11 protein-coding genes are annotated in these 14,053 nt (G+C 67.6%); 5 read left to right on the top strand and 6 right to left on the bottom strand.

Annotated features, from left to right (window positions below):
* Nucleotides 1–99: 99 nt before the first annotated feature.
* Nucleotides 100–1,461 (top strand): restriction endonuclease, encoded by a 1,362-nt coding sequence (locus EH209_RS07620; protein ID WP_126662279.1) that lies wholly within the window; start codon nt 100–102, stop codon nt 1,459–1,461.
* Between the two features lie 19 nt (nt 1,462–1,480).
* Here EH209_RS07620 and EH209_RS07615 read toward each other — a convergent pair whose 3' ends face one another.
* The 3 genes from EH209_RS07615 to EH209_RS07605 all read right to left on the bottom strand — a co-directional run bounded on the left by EH209_RS07615 (nt 1,481) and on the right by EH209_RS07605 (nt 6,381).
* A complete protein-coding gene (locus EH209_RS07615; RefSeq protein ID WP_126662278.1) occupies nt 1,481–4,021 on the bottom strand; it encodes a heavy metal translocating P-type ATPase in 2,541 nt (846 codons plus the stop codon).
* An 87-nt stretch (nt 4,022–4,108) separates the two neighbouring features.
* Entirely contained in the window at nt 4,109–5,584 is a 1,476-nt protein-coding gene (locus tag EH209_RS07610; protein ID WP_126662277.1) for a sialidase family protein, read from the bottom strand.
* 131 nt (nt 5,585–5,715) lie between these two features.
* Nucleotides 5,716–6,381 (bottom strand): LUD domain-containing protein, encoded by a 666-nt coding sequence (locus EH209_RS07605; protein WP_126662276.1) that lies wholly within the window; start codon nt 6,379–6,381, stop codon nt 5,716–5,718.
* A gap of 452 nt (nt 6,382–6,833) precedes the next feature.
* On the opposite strand from EH209_RS07605, the gene EH209_RS07600 reads away from it, so the two are divergent.
* Both EH209_RS07600 and EH209_RS07595 read left to right on the top strand, forming a co-directional pair.
* Nucleotides 6,834–7,058: a hypothetical protein gene (locus tag EH209_RS07600; RefSeq protein WP_126662275.1), complete on the top strand. Its 225-nt coding sequence runs from the start codon at nt 6,834–6,836 to the stop codon at nt 7,056–7,058.
* Nucleotides 7,059–7,148: 90 nt separating this feature from the next.
* Nucleotides 7,149–7,349 carry a hypothetical protein gene (locus EH209_RS07595; RefSeq protein ID WP_126662274.1) on the top strand — a complete coding sequence of 67 codons (201 nt, stop codon included), beginning with the start codon at nt 7,149–7,151 and terminating at the stop codon, nt 7,347–7,349.
* A gap of 423 nt (nt 7,350–7,772) precedes the next feature.
* Here EH209_RS07595 and EH209_RS07590 read toward each other — a convergent pair whose 3' ends face one another.
* On the bottom strand, nt 7,773–9,302 hold the full coding sequence (locus tag EH209_RS07590) for a sulfatase (RefSeq protein WP_394343687.1): 1,530 nt from the start codon (nt 9,300–9,302) through the stop codon (nt 7,773–7,775).
* Nucleotides 9,303–9,467: 165 nt separating this feature from the next.
* Between EH209_RS07590 and EH209_RS07585 the strand changes: the two genes are divergently transcribed.
* Both EH209_RS07585 and EH209_RS07580 read left to right on the top strand, forming a co-directional pair.
* On the top strand, nt 9,468–10,892 hold the full coding sequence (locus tag EH209_RS07585; protein WP_126662273.1) for a sulfatase family protein: 1,425 nt from the start codon (nt 9,468–9,470) through the stop codon (nt 10,890–10,892).
* 43 nt (nt 10,893–10,935) lie between these two features.
* Nucleotides 10,936–11,928 (top strand): PfkB family carbohydrate kinase, encoded by a 993-nt coding sequence (locus EH209_RS07580; RefSeq protein ID WP_126662272.1) that lies wholly within the window; start codon nt 10,936–10,938, stop codon nt 11,926–11,928.
* Nucleotides 11,929–12,224: 296 nt separating this feature from the next.
* Here EH209_RS07580 and EH209_RS07575 read toward each other — a convergent pair whose 3' ends face one another.
* Nucleotides 12,225–13,178, bottom strand: a complete 954-nt coding sequence (locus EH209_RS07575) for a nucleoside hydrolase (RefSeq protein ID WP_126662271.1) — start codon at nt 13,176–13,178, stop codon at nt 12,225–12,227.
* Between the two features lie 84 nt (nt 13,179–13,262).
* Nucleotides 13,263–14,018 (bottom strand): potassium channel family protein, encoded by a 756-nt coding sequence (locus EH209_RS07570; RefSeq protein WP_126662270.1) that lies wholly within the window; start codon nt 14,016–14,018, stop codon nt 13,263–13,265.
* Nucleotides 14,019–14,053: the final 35 nt, after the last annotated feature.

Raw genomic sequence — 14,053 nt, 5'->3', positions numbered from 1 at the left:
CGCGACAAAAGCCCTTGGGCCAAACAGCGGCCGATTCTCGCGGCCGATACTGGGGCCGCAACACTCTCGACGGTCGACTCGAGAGGAGTCGTGAACGCGATGGCGATACTCGACGACCTCTCGGGCTACGAGTTCGAGGACCTGATGGAGGACGTGTTTCGACACTGCGGCTACGAGAACGTTCGACAGTCGCGGCGGACGGCCGACGAGGGACGGGACATCCTGATGGAGGAAGTCGTCGACGGCCGCCGCCGGGCGGTCGTCGTCGAGTGCAAGCACACGGGGACCGTCAGCCGGCCGGTCATCCAGAAACTCCACTCGGCGGTCGCGACCTACGACTACGACGGGCCGGTCCGCGGGATGGTCGTGACGACCGGTCGGTTTACCGAGCCCGCACGCGACTACGCCGCGAACCTGGGGTCGAACCGGGAGGGCGGCATCGAACTCCTCGACGGACGGGACCTCCGGGAGATCGGCACGGAGATCGGTCTGGATCTCTACAACGGTCGGATCGAGATTCTCTGCGAGGAAGCGCTCCGGCCGACCCACCCCACCGCCGGCCGGGACGCCCCGGTCTTCGAGGCCGTCCGCGAAATCGAGAACCTCGAGGCCGCGACGATTCCGACGCCCGAGACGACGGTCGCGCTCGAGCCGACGGTTACCGTCCGCGCGACGACAGACGCGACGTTCGAGACCTCCGTCGGCGTCATCCACCGGATCGACGAGACGACCGGCCTCGTGATCCGCGCCGACCGCGACGAGCCGCGGGTCGCGACCGGCGACGTTCGCGACCTCGCCGCCAACCGCTCGGCGTCCCGCATCGACCTCGAGGCGGCCGACCTCGAGTCGACCTTCGACGACGTCGAACGCCACCGGTTCGGGCAAACTGAAACCGAGTACAAGGAGTGGACCGTCGACCGCCTCCGGCAGGCGCAGACGGCGACGGTCCACTACACGGGCGACAACAACGTCGACTACGAAAAGACCTGCACGCCGAGCCGTTCGGACATCTCGGTCCGAGATATCGACCCCGTTTACGTTCCGCACGTCCGGTCTCGCCTCTCGCTGGGCGAGTACGACTACTGGTACGCCTACCGCGCCGCCGGCCCCTCGCGGGCGACCACGCGAAACGACCTTCAGGAGTGCGTCCACTGCGAGACGGCGGGCGCGAGCGAGACCTACACCTACTGCGACAACTGCGGGAGCGTCAACTGCGAGGAGCACACGAAAGCAGAGCGACTCGAGGGCGACCCCGTCTGTACCGGCTGTGCCGTCACCGAGCGGTTCGCGCTCGAGACGAAGTACTTCTACGACGAGACGAACCTCGAGGCCTTCCGCGAGGAGTACGCGGCCATGCCGGTCCACGAGAAGGCTATGGAGAACGTCCCGCTGGCCGTCGGAAGCGTTCTCTGTGCGCTGCTCGCGGCGTTCTTCGTTGCGAGTTCGATCGGGCTCGTCTAGCTCGGGTCCGTCGGCCGGCTCACTCGTCGCCGACCAGTTCGCGGAGCGAGTTGCCGGCGATCGCCAGCCCGGTGACGGCCAGCGCGCCGGTCGTGACGACCGGATTCAACAGGCCCGCCAGCGCGACGGGGATCACGATCGCGTTGTAGCCCAGCGCCAGGCCGAGATTCTGGACGACCCGACGGCGGGCGGCCCGCGCGAGGGCGAACGCGCGCTCGACCGCGGCGAGGTCGTCCTCGACGATCGCGAGGTCGGCCGCGTCGGCGGCCAGCGCCGTCCCGCCGCCCAGCGAGAGTCCCAGATCCGCCGCCGCCAGCGCCGGCGCGTCGTTAGTCCCGTCGCCGACCATCGCCACGTGACCCTCGGTTCGCAGCCGGCGGATCGCTGCTGTCTTGCCTGCGGGTGGAACATTCGCGAAGACTCGCGTGACGCCCGAGTGCCCCCGGAAGTTGGCCGCCGCCGAGCCGTCGTCGCCGGTGAGAACCACGACGTCGACGCCCTCGTCGGCCAGCGCCGTCACCGTCTCCGCCCACCCCTCTCGAGGCTCGTCGCCGACGACGATGACGCCCTCCGCGTGACCGTCCCGACCGACAACGACGGGCAAGTGACCGGCGTCCCGCGCCTCGGCGATGCGGTCCGTCAGTCCGTCCTCGAGCTCCCAGCCCCGCTCCCGGAAGAGTTCGGGGTGGCCGGCGAGGAGTCGCCGCCCGTCGACGAGTCCCTCGACGCCGGTGGCGTGGCGCTCGAACTCCCGGACCGTTCCGGATTCGGCGCCGCCCTCGCCGTCTATGGCGTCCTCGGCGTCGTCGACGACGCCGCCGTCAGTTCGAGCGTCTGACGTAGTGTCCGCCGAGTCGCCGAAGGCGTTCGCGATCGCCGCGGCCGCCGGATGCGAAGCCCGGCGTTCGACCGCGGCGGCGGCCCGCAGGAGGTCCTCGGGCGCGTCGGCCTCGAGGACGGTCATCTCGCCGGTCGTCAGCGTCCCGGTCTTGTCGAAGACGACGATGTCGATCTCGCGCAGGCGTTCGAAGACGCTCTCGTCGAAGATGACGATCCCGCGCTCGAGGGCGTCGCGGATGCTCGAGGCGATCGATATCGGCGTCGCGAACGCGAACGCCCACGGGCTCGCGGCGATGAGCGCCAGGCAGACGGCCGCTGCGATTCCGACCGCGGTCCCGTCGACGACGAGGGCGGCCAGCCCCGCGATGACGGCCGCAGCGACGACGATCGGGAGCGCGGTGCCGGCGAGCGCGTCGGCCCGGCGCTGGACGCCGTGGTCCGCGCTCTGGAGGTTCCAGACGGTCCGCGTCAGTCGGTCGATGCTGCTCGTCGTCTCGTCGTCGACGGCGACGATCGCGGCGCCGTCGGTGACGACCGAACCGCCGATCACCGGATCGCCGTCGGTCTTCGAAACCGGCAGCGACTCGCCGGTGACGACCGCCTCGTCGACGGTACACGTCCCCTCGGCGAGGCGGCCATCGACTGGGATGCGCTCGCCCGCGCGAACGAGCAGGCGGTCGTCGGCCGCGACGTCCGCGATCGGCACCTCCCGCGTCGCCCCGTCGGCATCGAGGACCCGGGCCGTGCCGACCTGCGAGATCGTGAGGTCGGTCAGCCGGTTCAGGGCGTCGCGTTTGACCGTCTCCTCGTAGAAGATCGCACCCATCACGATCGCGGCGACGAGGATCGTCAGGTCGAAGTAGAGATCCGGCCCGCCGCGGACGAATGCGACCGCCCCGGCGGCGTAGGCGGCCACGATGGTCAGCGTCGCCAGCAGGTGCGTGCTCGGCTCGCGGAGCTTCAGGCTCACGTACGCCCCCCGCAGGAGCGGCCGGCCGGTTAAGTAGAGAATAGCGCCGGTCATCCCCATGAACAGCGGGGCGTAGAGGCTGACCTCGTAGCTGTTGAACTGCTGTGCGAACTGTTCGAACAGCCAGTAGTCGGTGAACGCGGCGAGGTACATCGGGTAGAACGTCGTGACGTACGGCACCAGCAGGAACGAGCCGAAGACGATCCCGACGATGTAGCGCACCTCGAGGACGTTCTCTGAGCGGCGCTTCCGGACTCCCTGCATCTCGCGCGACCGGCGGGTCGTGCTCTCGTCGCCCGCCGCGTCGTCGTCCTCGGCCGCCTCCTCGCGGCGGTAGGCCGTGTATCCGGTCGTGCTCAGCGCGTCCTCGAGCGCCTCGGTCCCGATCCGATTGGGGTCGTGATCGACGCGGACCGTCTCAGTGACGTAACTGGCCGCCGCATCCGCGACGCCGTCGCGACCCTCGGCGACCGACTCGAGGTACGCCTCGCACTGCGCCGAGTGCATCCCGTCGATCCGGAAGAACGACCGCTCGAGGTCCGCGGGACGCTCGTCATCGAGCGTCTTGTCCGCGCCGACCGTCCCGTCCGCGCCGCCCTCGTCGACGCCGAGATCCGCGGCGATATCCCGACACCCCGTCGAGCAGAACGGCCCGTCGGCTCTCGCGTCCGCCACCGGCTCGCCGGGCGACTCCTCGAGCGCGGTTCCACAGAGGCGACACCGTTCCCGGTCCGTTCGCGTTTCGCTCACTGTCCGAACAGTCGGACTCGAGGGACATAACACTGTCAACCTCGGTCGCCGATCGTCAGTCTTACCGTGGGGGTGATCGTTCCGTCCTCATCCTCGAGCGACGATCGTTCCATCCTCGCCGACGGCGACCGCCCGCGCCGCGCCGAGCGAAACGGCTAGCAGCGCGCTGGCGGCGTCGGTATCGGTGCGCTCCCAGCCGGCGGCTCCGCCGGCGCGCTCGTGGACCGCCCCGTCGGCCGCACACGCCATCGCCCGTTCCTCGCGGCGGGCGATACCGGTCAGCGAGTCGTCAGCGACCCGTTCGGGCGTCCAGGTCGGGCCGTCGTAGCGGTGGACGACGCCGTCGTCCGCGCTCACCAGACAGTCGTCCCGGCCCGCGGTCGCGACGTCGGTCAGTGTCCCGTCGGCGCCCTCGAGTCCCACGCGGTCGAACGACTCGCCGCCATCGGTCGTCTCGAAGACGCCGTCGTTGGTGTCACAGCAGTAGCCGACCGCGTCGTCGGCGAACGCGACGCCGGACAGACTCGAGCCGCTGCCGGGTTTCTCGGGTCCGGTCCACTCGAGGGCGCGGCCGTCGCCGTCAGCGCCGTACGTCCCGCGGAGCACGGCGCCAGAGCCGTTGATCAGGAGAATCGTCTCCGCGCCGCTCGCGCCGCCAACGGCGACCCCCAGCCAGTTGTCGGTGATGTCCTCGGGAGCCGTGAAGTCCGTGTGGCGGCCCGTCTCGGCGTCGATCCGCCCCAGCGCGCCGCTGTCGCCCGCGACCCAGACCGCCTCGCCGTCGGCCGTCGCATCGACTCCGCGGAGGTCGTTGCCCCCCGCGGCGGGGCCGTCCGCGATGACGGCCGTCCACTCGTCGCCCGCGTCGGCGAGGACGACCCCGCCATCGCCGACCGCGTAGGCGGCGCTCGAGTCCGCCGTGTCGTCGACTGCAGCGACCGCGACGTCGCGCAGGGTCGCGTCCGTGGGCGCATCGACGGTGTGCCATTCCCGCTCGGATTTGGGTGCCGGTTCCTCTCGAGCGTCTCGAGTCGCGGCTCCTGGCGTCTCATCGGCCGCGGTCGATTCGGCGGTGTCGCTGCTCCCGGTGGTCTCGTCGCGCTCGATACTGTCGTCGCTCTCGATGGACTCGTCCCGTTCACCGCCTGAGTGGTCTTCCTCGAGTGCGCCGGTCGCATCCGTTGCAGCCGTCGTGTCCGGGTCGGCGCGGCTCGGTCCTGACGTGTCGGGATCCGGCCCAGTGCGGTCCGATTCGATTTCGCGATCCGGTTTCGGCGTGTCGGGTTCCGGTTTGGATGCCGTCGGCGAGTCGTCGCGTTCGGGCGCCGACGCGTCGCGGTCCGCGTCCGCCCGGTCGTCGTCCCGGCCGTGGCGCAGGTATAGCACGATCGGCGGGACGACGTACGACGCCAGCGCGAGCGCGGCGAACCAGCGGTGGACGATCGTCAGCGTCCCGAACGCCGTCAGGCCGGCCGTCGCGACGGCGTGGATCCACGTCTTCGTGTAGGACCGATAGAAGGGAACGAAGCCGCTGGTCTCGAGACGAGCGTTCTGTGATGACATCGGGTGTTCGGTCGCGGTGTCGGCGGATCGGCGTTCGGTCGGTCGGCTCGAGTCCACCGTATCGGACTCGCGAGCAAAAGGGTGCTGCAGGCACGCGCCCGACGGATTTAGCGGTCGGCAACGGCGATCGATCAGAAGCCGTGATCGCCCTCGAGCAACACGAGTTGCGTCCGGTCGTCGACTCGCTCGTACTCCATCGAGACGAGTTTCCCGACGACGCTGCCCTGCCCGTAGACCTCCTGTGCACGGGCGTCCTCGAGGGGGTAGGCGTACTCCCGAACGCGCTCGACGGCGGCGTCGAAGTCCGCGACGATCTTGTTGGTCGAGCCGACCAGCACGAGATTCTTCGCACCGAAGGCCCACGCGCCGACGCCGTTGCCCAGGGCGTTGGCGCCGAGCAGTTCGCCGGATTCGGCGATGGCGTTGACGCTGTCGAAGAAGACGTCCGCCGTGGTCGCCTCGCGGCGGGCCTCGGCGCGCTCCTCGTCATCGTCGATCTCCTGGACCTGTGCCCCCAGGTACTCGAATCCGTCGCCGTCCTCGAGGTCGTCGGTGAAGCCGATTTCCTCTAAGGTCGTCGAGTGTCCGTCCATCACCGTCGCGCCGTCGGGGAGCTGCTCGCGGAGGTGCTCGCGAGCCTCGTCGCCGTCGTCGAAGACGTGGACGTCGATGTTGCGGTCCTCGACGTTCGAGACGACGGTCTCGATCGTCTCCTCGTCCGGGGCGGTATCGAACCGCGAGGCGTCCACCTCGAGGTCGTCGACGAAATCGTCCTTCGTGTAGTAGTCGTCGCTCATCCGTCCGATTGTTCGACCGCCCGACCGATCAAACGCCGGCCTTGCCTTGCAATACCGGTCTCGGGGCTCGAGCAGTTGGCTCACTTGCGCTCGGGTGCGATTCGATCGCCGCGGCTCGGTAGCGGCGAGCGATTATCGCGTTCGCCGACGGTTCGACTCGAGCGCCAAACGTCTCCGCACGTACGACTGGCCGTTTGATAGGCCACGAGGAACGGCGCGATCGACAGTTCGTGGCGGTATACGTGAACCGTTATCTGACTTCGACGCCCATCACTCCGACCACTTTACCCACAGACCGTCAGGCAGCGAACATTGCTATCGATGCGGTGACTGATTGCCGTTTGCTGTAACGCAGGTGAGCGTCCGTTGTTGTCGTCTCGAACCCGTATCCCGAACAGTGCGTACGAGAGCGATCGATAGGTTATTCAACCATTTTATGGCTAGATATCAGTATGAAAGAAAGGACTAAAGCATACGGTTCCATCCTAGTCTTGGTTGCGTTTGCTATAAGTGGAAGTATTGCTGCGGGTATGTTCATAAATGGTGCATGGATATTGGATCGAATTGGATTGGTCGGGCTCATTATAGAACTCATCGTAATCAATCTCTGTGCGATTTTATCCCTCCTCTATGATATTCGAGGAAACGCTAGAAAGGTGTTCGAAGGGAAGGGATAGATGTCCGAGTCGAGTATCTCTAGAAATTACTAGAACTATGATAGATAGCTCCCAAAATAGCTTATACATAGGCATTATGTGTATGAAATAATGGCGGCGATTGATACTGGATTCGGGAACGAGGTCTCAATCGAGTTCGGTGCACTCATCGTCGCGATCTCGAGTTCGGCAGTGTTGTTGGCATTTTTCCTCCTCCTTGGTCGGAATCCCGTCCTGAGTCTCTTCGAAGTACTCCTCAGCGGGACCGTGATGGGCACAGCGTACTATCTCGGTCTCAGAAAACGGTCGTAAGAGAAGCGACGCGTACTCCTCTTGTTAGCTGGAAATGAGGGCGCTAAGTCCCGTCCTCAATGAGCACCGCAGCGACGAAGGAGCGAGGAGCCAGTAGGGCGGTATCGGTCCACTGGTCGGATCCCCGCCGCTGCACCTCTGTGGTTTGCGATTCGGTGAGCCGAACAGCACCCGAACTGAACGCCGCCGCCGAATACCCGGGAAACCGAACGCTCTTTCCCTGCTGGCGGGAAGTACCGCGACCTCGCCGAACTGATTCGCTCGGTACGTATAACTCCTCGCACGACGTGTCGCGGTCGATACGCTGCCGTTCGAGCGAGCGACAGCACGCGCCACTGTACGCCGAATCCACGAGTACAAACTGCCGATCGAAAGCGGGACTCGAGAACGCCGCAGTCGCTACCGAAACGAACGCGACCGGACCTAGAGATACCCCAGATCCGCCAGTCGCTCCTTGGTCCCCTCGCGCATCTCGACCTCGCCGCTGTCGCCGGCCTCGGCGAGCGGATCGAACCGCTCCTCGAGGCGCCGCTGCATCGCTCGCACCCGCTCGGGCTCCCGTGCGGCGATGTCGTCGCGCTCGAGCGGGTCGGTCTCGACGTCGTGGAGCCGGTCGTACCCGTCGTCGCCGCGGACGTACTTGTACTCGCGCGTCCGGACGGCCCGGAGGCGACGGTCGTACTCGTAGACGTGGTCGGGAAGTTCGTCGAAGCGGGCCTCGAGGCGGTCGATCGAGGGCTGGGGGGCGACGTACTCCGCGAAGACGGCGTCTCGTGGGTCGTCGTCCGACGCGGGGTGGAACGAGCGGCTGGACCACTGCGCGCGTAGCTCTGGGTCGTCGATCCCGGCGGTCTCGAGTATCGTGGCGGGGAGGTCGAGTAACTGGACGAGGTCCTCGCGCTGGCCGCCGTCGGTGAAGGGGCCGCCGTGGCAGACCAGCGGGACGTTGATCAGGGTGTCGTAGAGGTTGTACTGGTGGCCGAAGAAGCCGTGGTCGCCGATGTGCTCGCCGTGGTCGCCGCAGACGACGAGCAGGGTGTCCTCCCACTCGCCGGCGTCCTCGAGGGCCGCCCGGAGCCGTCCGAGCTGCTCGTCGACGTAGGCGAGTTCGGCCCGGTAGAGCCCGCGGAGCAGGGCGAAGTCCCGTTCGGAGAGGTGGTAGTCCTCGCAGTCGTAGGCGCGGGGATCCTGCCGGATGGCGAGTGCCTCGTCGACGCTCGTGCCGTCGGGGAGGAACTGCTCGGCGTACTCTCGAGGCGGATCGTACTCGACGTGGGGTTCGATGAAGTTACAGAACAGGAAGAACGGCTGGTCGTCGTCGCGGCCGTCGAGCCAATCGGCGATCCAGGTCGTCGACCGGTCGGCGCCGTCGTCGCCCGCGGGCTGGAGGGCCTCGCTGTAGAGGATGTTCGCGGCGTTGACCAGCGGGTTGCCATCGAAGAGCCGGTTGCGGGTCGCCTGGAGTTTCTCCCGGAGGTCCTCGCCGCGGACGACGGCGCCCATGTCCGCGTCGGACTGGATGTACTGCCAGCCCTTCCGGAGGTCGTCGAAGCCCCGATCGAACCCGAACTCCTCGGTGATCCAGGTGTTGTTCGAGACGCCGATGGTCTCGTATCCCGCGTCGTCGAACGCCTCCGGGAGCGTCCGCAACTCGTCGTCGAGATAGGTGTGGCCGCCGTGGGTGCCGTGCTCGGAGGGGTAGGTCCCGGTGAACATCGAGGCGTGAGACGGGAGCGTCCAGGGGGCGGTCGCGAAGGCGGAATCGAAAACGGTGCCGTCGTCAGCGAGTCGGTTCAGCGCCGGCGTCGTCTCCGGACCGGTGCTCGTCGAACGCGCCGTATCGAGGACGACGAGCGCGACGTTCCGCACGGTGGGATGTGACTTCGGATCACGTCCGTTGGTCGACGCTGCGTCGACATCTGCAGAATCGGATGAATCAACTGACTCAGCCATACTGCAGTCTACTCCGACCCATGGAGGGAAGGCCACCAGCCCGGATTATGCAGGTGGTTCACGATATTGGAATGGGTTCGGTCCGCCGATACCCTCCCGCGAGAGAGACTCTTCGAGACGAACGCGTCCAAATCGTTACTCTCCCTCTCGCCGTAGACGGCGGTCATGCCACCGCATATCGTGCTGGTTCACTGCCACGACCTGGGGAAGTACGTCGGGTGTTACGGCGCGGCCGTCGACACCCCCAGGATCGACGCGCTCGCGGCCGACGGCGTTCGGTTCGATCGGCACTTCGTGACCGCCCCGCAGTGTTCGCCGAGTCGCTCGAGTCTCATGACGGGACGGCACCCGCACCAGAACGGGATGCTCGGGCTCGCCCACGGCAACTGGGAGGTCGGCCCTCACGAACGGTTCCTGCCCGAACTCCTCGGCGAGGCCGGCTACGAGACCCACCGCTTCGGCCTCCAGCACGTCACCGAGTTCCCCGAACGACTCGGCTACGATCGGACGCACAACGAGGAGTCTCTGACGAGCGAGACCCCGACGTCGGTCCACGAGGGCGCCCGCGCACGCACCGTCGCCGACGACGTTGCGGAGTGGCTCGAAGCGGGCGATCGCGACGACCCGTTCTTCGCGTCGGTCGGCTTCTTCGAACTCCACCGCATCGCGGTGGACGGCGGGTTCAGCTTCGACGGCGAGCGGTACGACGCCCCCGATCCCGACGCGGTCGAGACCCTCGAGTTCCTCCCCGATCGGTCCGGTATCCGGTCGGACATCGCCGGAATGGACGGGATGGTCAGCGCGATCGACGACGGCGTCGGAACGATCGTCGACGCCCTCGAGAACGAGGGACTAGCCGAAGACACCCTCCTGCTCTTCACGACCGAACACGGGCTGGCGATGCCGCGCGCGAAGGGCACCTGTTTCGACGCCGGCATCGAGGCGGCTCTGCTGATGGCCCAACCGGGAACCATCGCGTCGGGCCGGGTCGTCGACGACCTCGTGAGCAACGTCGACGTCTTCGCGACGCTGCTCGATATCGCGGACGCGCCGGTTCCCGGCGTCGACACCGATGGGGACGACATCGCGGGGCAGAGTTTCGCGCCGCAGTTGTTCGACGGCGGGAACAGCGGCGGCGCGAACGGAGCCGCCGGCAAGGACGCCTACAAGCCCCGCGACCGGGTCTTCTCGGGGATGACCTGGCACGATCGATACAACCCGATCCGGGCCATCCGAACCGACCGCTGGAAGTATATTCGTAATTTCTGGCACCTACCCGCAGTCTACATGACGACGGACGTCTTCTGCAGCGCGGCGGGTCGGGAGCTACACGAGGAGTACTACGGCCGGCAGCGACCCTACGAGGAACTGTACGACCTCGAGGCCGACCCGCTCGAGCGGGAGAACCTCGCGGCGGGGGACGACCCGGACGATCCGGCTACCGAGACCGTTCGCGACGAGCTTCGAACGGACCTGCTCGAGTGGATGGACGCGACCGCCGACCCGCTGCTCGAGGGACCGGTCCTGCCGAACAACTGGGAGACGGTCCACCCCCGGCTGGAGGACGACCGCGACGACATCCGGCGGTGATCCCGACCGATATTACCACCTCTGCGGACGAACTCGAATGCGAATGAGCGACGCCGTGAGTCTCGGCAGCGTCAACGTCGATCGAACGTGGTACCTGCCGGCCGAGCGGATCTGCGACCTCGAGAACCGCTGCGGCTGGTTTCCGGCAACCGGGGAGACCGTCCGTATCGAGGGGAGTCCCGACCTCCCCGCCGGCGTCCTCGAGGGCGCTCGATACCGAACCGCCGTCGGCGGCAAGGGGTCGAAACAGACGGTGGCGGCGGCCCGCGCCGGAGCCGACGCCGCGTTTCTCGGCTGCGTCGGACGCGACGAGGCCGAGTACGACGTCCGCGAGACGCTCGCCGAACGCGGGGTCGCTGTCGACGGCGTGACGACCAGCGACCGCGAGACGGGGAAGGCATCCGTCTTCGTCGACGAGGGCGGCGAGTCCCGGATCGCGATCGTCGGCGGCGCCAACGACGCGGTCGACAGCCAGTACGTCGATCGATCCCTCGAGCGGCTCCGCGCCGTCAACGCCGTGCTCCTCCAGAACGAGATTCCCGTTTCGGCGACCGAGACCGCTCTCGAGCGCCTCGAGACCGACGAAAATGCGTCCGAACGACCGACGGTGGTCTTGAACCCGGCGCCGGCCGACGGCGCGGAACCGCTGGTTGACTGCGCGGCCGTCGACGTCATCGTCGTCAACGAGGGCAAATACGTGGCGCTCGAGGACCGCCTCGCCGACGCCGACGCGACGGTCGTCCGCACGCGAGGTCACGACGACGTGCTCGTCACCGACGCCGGCGCCGTCACCGACCTCCGGGTCACGCCGCCGACCGTCGACGCGGTCGACGCGACCGGGGCCGGCGACACCTTCTGCGGCTATCTCGCGACGCTGCTGGCCGAGGGTGAGGATCTCGAGCGGGCCGTCGAGGTTGCTACCGTCGCGGGGTCGCTCGCGACCGAGACCGAGGGCGTCCAGATCGTGATTCCCGAACGCGGAACGGTCGAACGGGCGCTCGAAGACGCGTTCGGGGCCGTCGGCGACGAGCGGTGAGTACCGTCGTGGCGCTCTCCCGCCTGTCCGGAATCGACGTGTGATGGCGTGCGCTGGACCAGGGCGAGCGGCAGCGAGCCGCGGTCCGAAACCGCGCGAGGGGTGAACAAACGAAGTGAGTGAACCGGCTGGGGAGGGCGAGGCGATTCCTCGTTGCCACGACAAGAGAACGACCGACCCGAATTCAGGCCTCTGAGAGGGTGTTCACGGGCTAACTCGAACGGAGCGGGACGAAAACGAGTGTCCTGTCCCTGCTGGTGGCTGGAACTGCCACTCCCTCTCCAGTCGATATTTACTCACGGTTCCGCTTCGATCCGCTCGAGAACGCGCTCGAGCGACGCGCTCACCAGTTCTCGATACCGCTCGTAGTTGGCCTCGAGCGCCACCTCGCCGTTTTCCGCCGCCCCGGTCACGTCGTTCTCGTCGACGACCAGCGCGCCCCGCGTGAGGTCGCCGTCGGCACCGACCTCCATCGGATACGATCGGGTCTCGAGCACGCCGTCGTCGATCAGTTCTGCGATCACGAGCGCGTCGTGGACCGCGGCCGATTCGATGCCGTAGCGCTTGAGGCGGTCGGCGTCGTAGTAGGTGAGCCACTCGTAAAGCGACCGTTCCAGCGGCCCGTCCCGCTCGATCCCGTCGACCCGCTCGGGCGGGACCGCGGCCCGAGCCGTCACGTCCAGCCCGACGATCGTCGGCTCGCAGTCCCGGACGACCCGGCGGGCGGCGTGGGGATCGGAGTGGAAGTTCGCCTCCGCCAGCGGGGTGACGTTCCCCGACGCGAAGGCCGCGCCGCCCATGATGATCAGTTCGTCGAGTAACTCGGGCAAGGCGGGTTCCATCGCGTGGGCGAGCGCGACGTTTGTCAGCGGGCCGATCGCCGCGAGCGTTAGGTCGCCGTCGTGAGCGCGGGCCTGCTCGACGATGCGCCGTGCGGCGTGGACGTCGCCCGGCTCGGTCGCCGCTCCCGGATCCGGTAATTCGCCGCGGAGCCCGCCCTCGCCGTGGATCTCCTCGGACGTCTCGAGGTCGACCAGCAGCGGCCGATCCGCGCCCCTCGAGACGGGAACGTCCGTCCGATCGACCGCCTCGAGGATCGCGCGGGCGTTTCGCGTCGTGTCGTCGACCGACGCGTTTCCGTGGACGGTCGTCAGCCCGACGACCTCGAGAGACGCGTGCTCGAGGGCGGCCAGGAGCGCCACGGCGTCGTCACAACCCGGATCCGTATCGATCAATACGGGGCGGCTCATGCGGGATGTCTCGGGGCTTCCGGCGGATAAGCGGCCGGATCGCGGTCGCCGGACGGTTCCGCCGCCGCGAGAGCGCCTCGTCGCTCAGTCCGTCAGCTCGCCGGCGATGTCGCTCCCGCTCATGATCTCCGGGATGACCACGGTGTCGGCGCCCGCGCGGCGGGCCGTCGACGCGTACGTCTGCTCGCCGACGCGGACGATGAGCGTCGCCTCGGGCGCGAGCTGGCTCGCGAGGACGCTGATCTGGAGGTTGACGTTCGAGTCGTCGATCGCCGCGACGACGGTCGCCGCGTCCTCGATCCCGGCGCGCTCGAGGGTCGGCTCCTGGCGCGCGTCGCCGTCGACGACGAGGTGGCCGTCGCGTTCGACCTGACTCGCTTTGTCGTCGTCGCTCTCGATGACGACGACGTCCTTCCCCGCTCCGTTCAACTGGTATGCGATGGTCTCTCCGAACATGCCGTAGCCACAGATCACCACGTGGTCGGAGAACGTCGCTATCTTCTTCTCTTGGGTCACGCGTTTGAGTTCCTCCGTGAGCTGTCCCCCGAACAGGGCCGACGCGACGGTCTGGCCGATCCAGAGCCCGGTAACGACCTGGGCCAGTCGGGAGACCACGGCAAACCCCTTGGTCACCGTCTCCGGCCCTTCGTTGTCCCGGAAGTGGATCCCGATGTTCTCCGGCGTGATCAGCCAGTAAGCCGCTTCGACGATATCGACCCCGGCGAGCGCGACGAAGCCGGCGATGGTCACCGCGACCACCCCGACGAACACGACCATCGGCAACAGCGCTCGTCGCAACAGCGGCCGCTTCGACAGCACCCCGCCCTCGTCGGAGGACATACCTGCAATAGCGGAAAAGGTGATCATGAACGTCA

The sequence above is a fragment of the Haloterrigena salifodinae genome (assembly GCF_003977755.1).
Classification (GTDB): domain Archaea; phylum Halobacteriota; class Halobacteria; order Halobacteriales; family Natrialbaceae; genus Haloterrigena; species Haloterrigena salifodinae.
Note: the sequence above shows the minus strand (reverse complement) of the source record. Positions and strands in the feature narration are given on the sequence as shown.

Excerpts from the sequence above, each read along its gene's own strand:
- EH209_RS07620 (WP_126662279.1), top strand. The coding sequence starts at position 100 with ATGGCGATACTCGACGACCTCTCGGGCTACGAGTTCGAGGACCTGATG.
- EH209_RS07610 (WP_126662277.1), bottom strand. The coding sequence starts at position 5,584 with ATGTCATCACAGAACGCTCGTCTCGAGACCAGCGGCTTCGTTCCCTTC.
- EH209_RS07605 (WP_126662276.1), bottom strand. The coding sequence starts at position 6,381 with ATGAGCGACGACTACTACACGAAGGACGATTTCGTCGACGACCTCGAG.
- EH209_RS07600 (WP_126662275.1), top strand. The coding sequence starts at position 6,834 with ATGAAAGAAAGGACTAAAGCATACGGTTCCATCCTAGTCTTGGTTGCG.
- EH209_RS07595 (WP_126662274.1), top strand. The coding sequence starts at position 7,149 with ATGGCGGCGATTGATACTGGATTCGGGAACGAGGTCTCAATCGAGTTC.
- EH209_RS07590 (WP_394343687.1), bottom strand. The coding sequence starts at position 9,302 with ATGGCTGAGTCAGTTGATTCATCCGATTCTGCAGATGTCGACGCAGCG.
- EH209_RS07585 (WP_126662273.1), top strand. The coding sequence starts at position 9,468 with ATGCCACCGCATATCGTGCTGGTTCACTGCCACGACCTGGGGAAGTAC.
- EH209_RS07580 (WP_126662272.1), top strand. The coding sequence starts at position 10,936 with ATGAGCGACGCCGTGAGTCTCGGCAGCGTCAACGTCGATCGAACGTGG.
- EH209_RS07575 (WP_126662271.1), bottom strand. The coding sequence starts at position 13,178 with ATGAGCCGCCCCGTATTGATCGATACGGATCCGGGTTGTGACGACGCC.
- EH209_RS07570 (WP_126662270.1), bottom strand. The coding sequence starts at position 14,018 with ATGTCCTCCGACGAGGGCGGGGTGCTGTCGAAGCGGCCGCTGTTGCGA.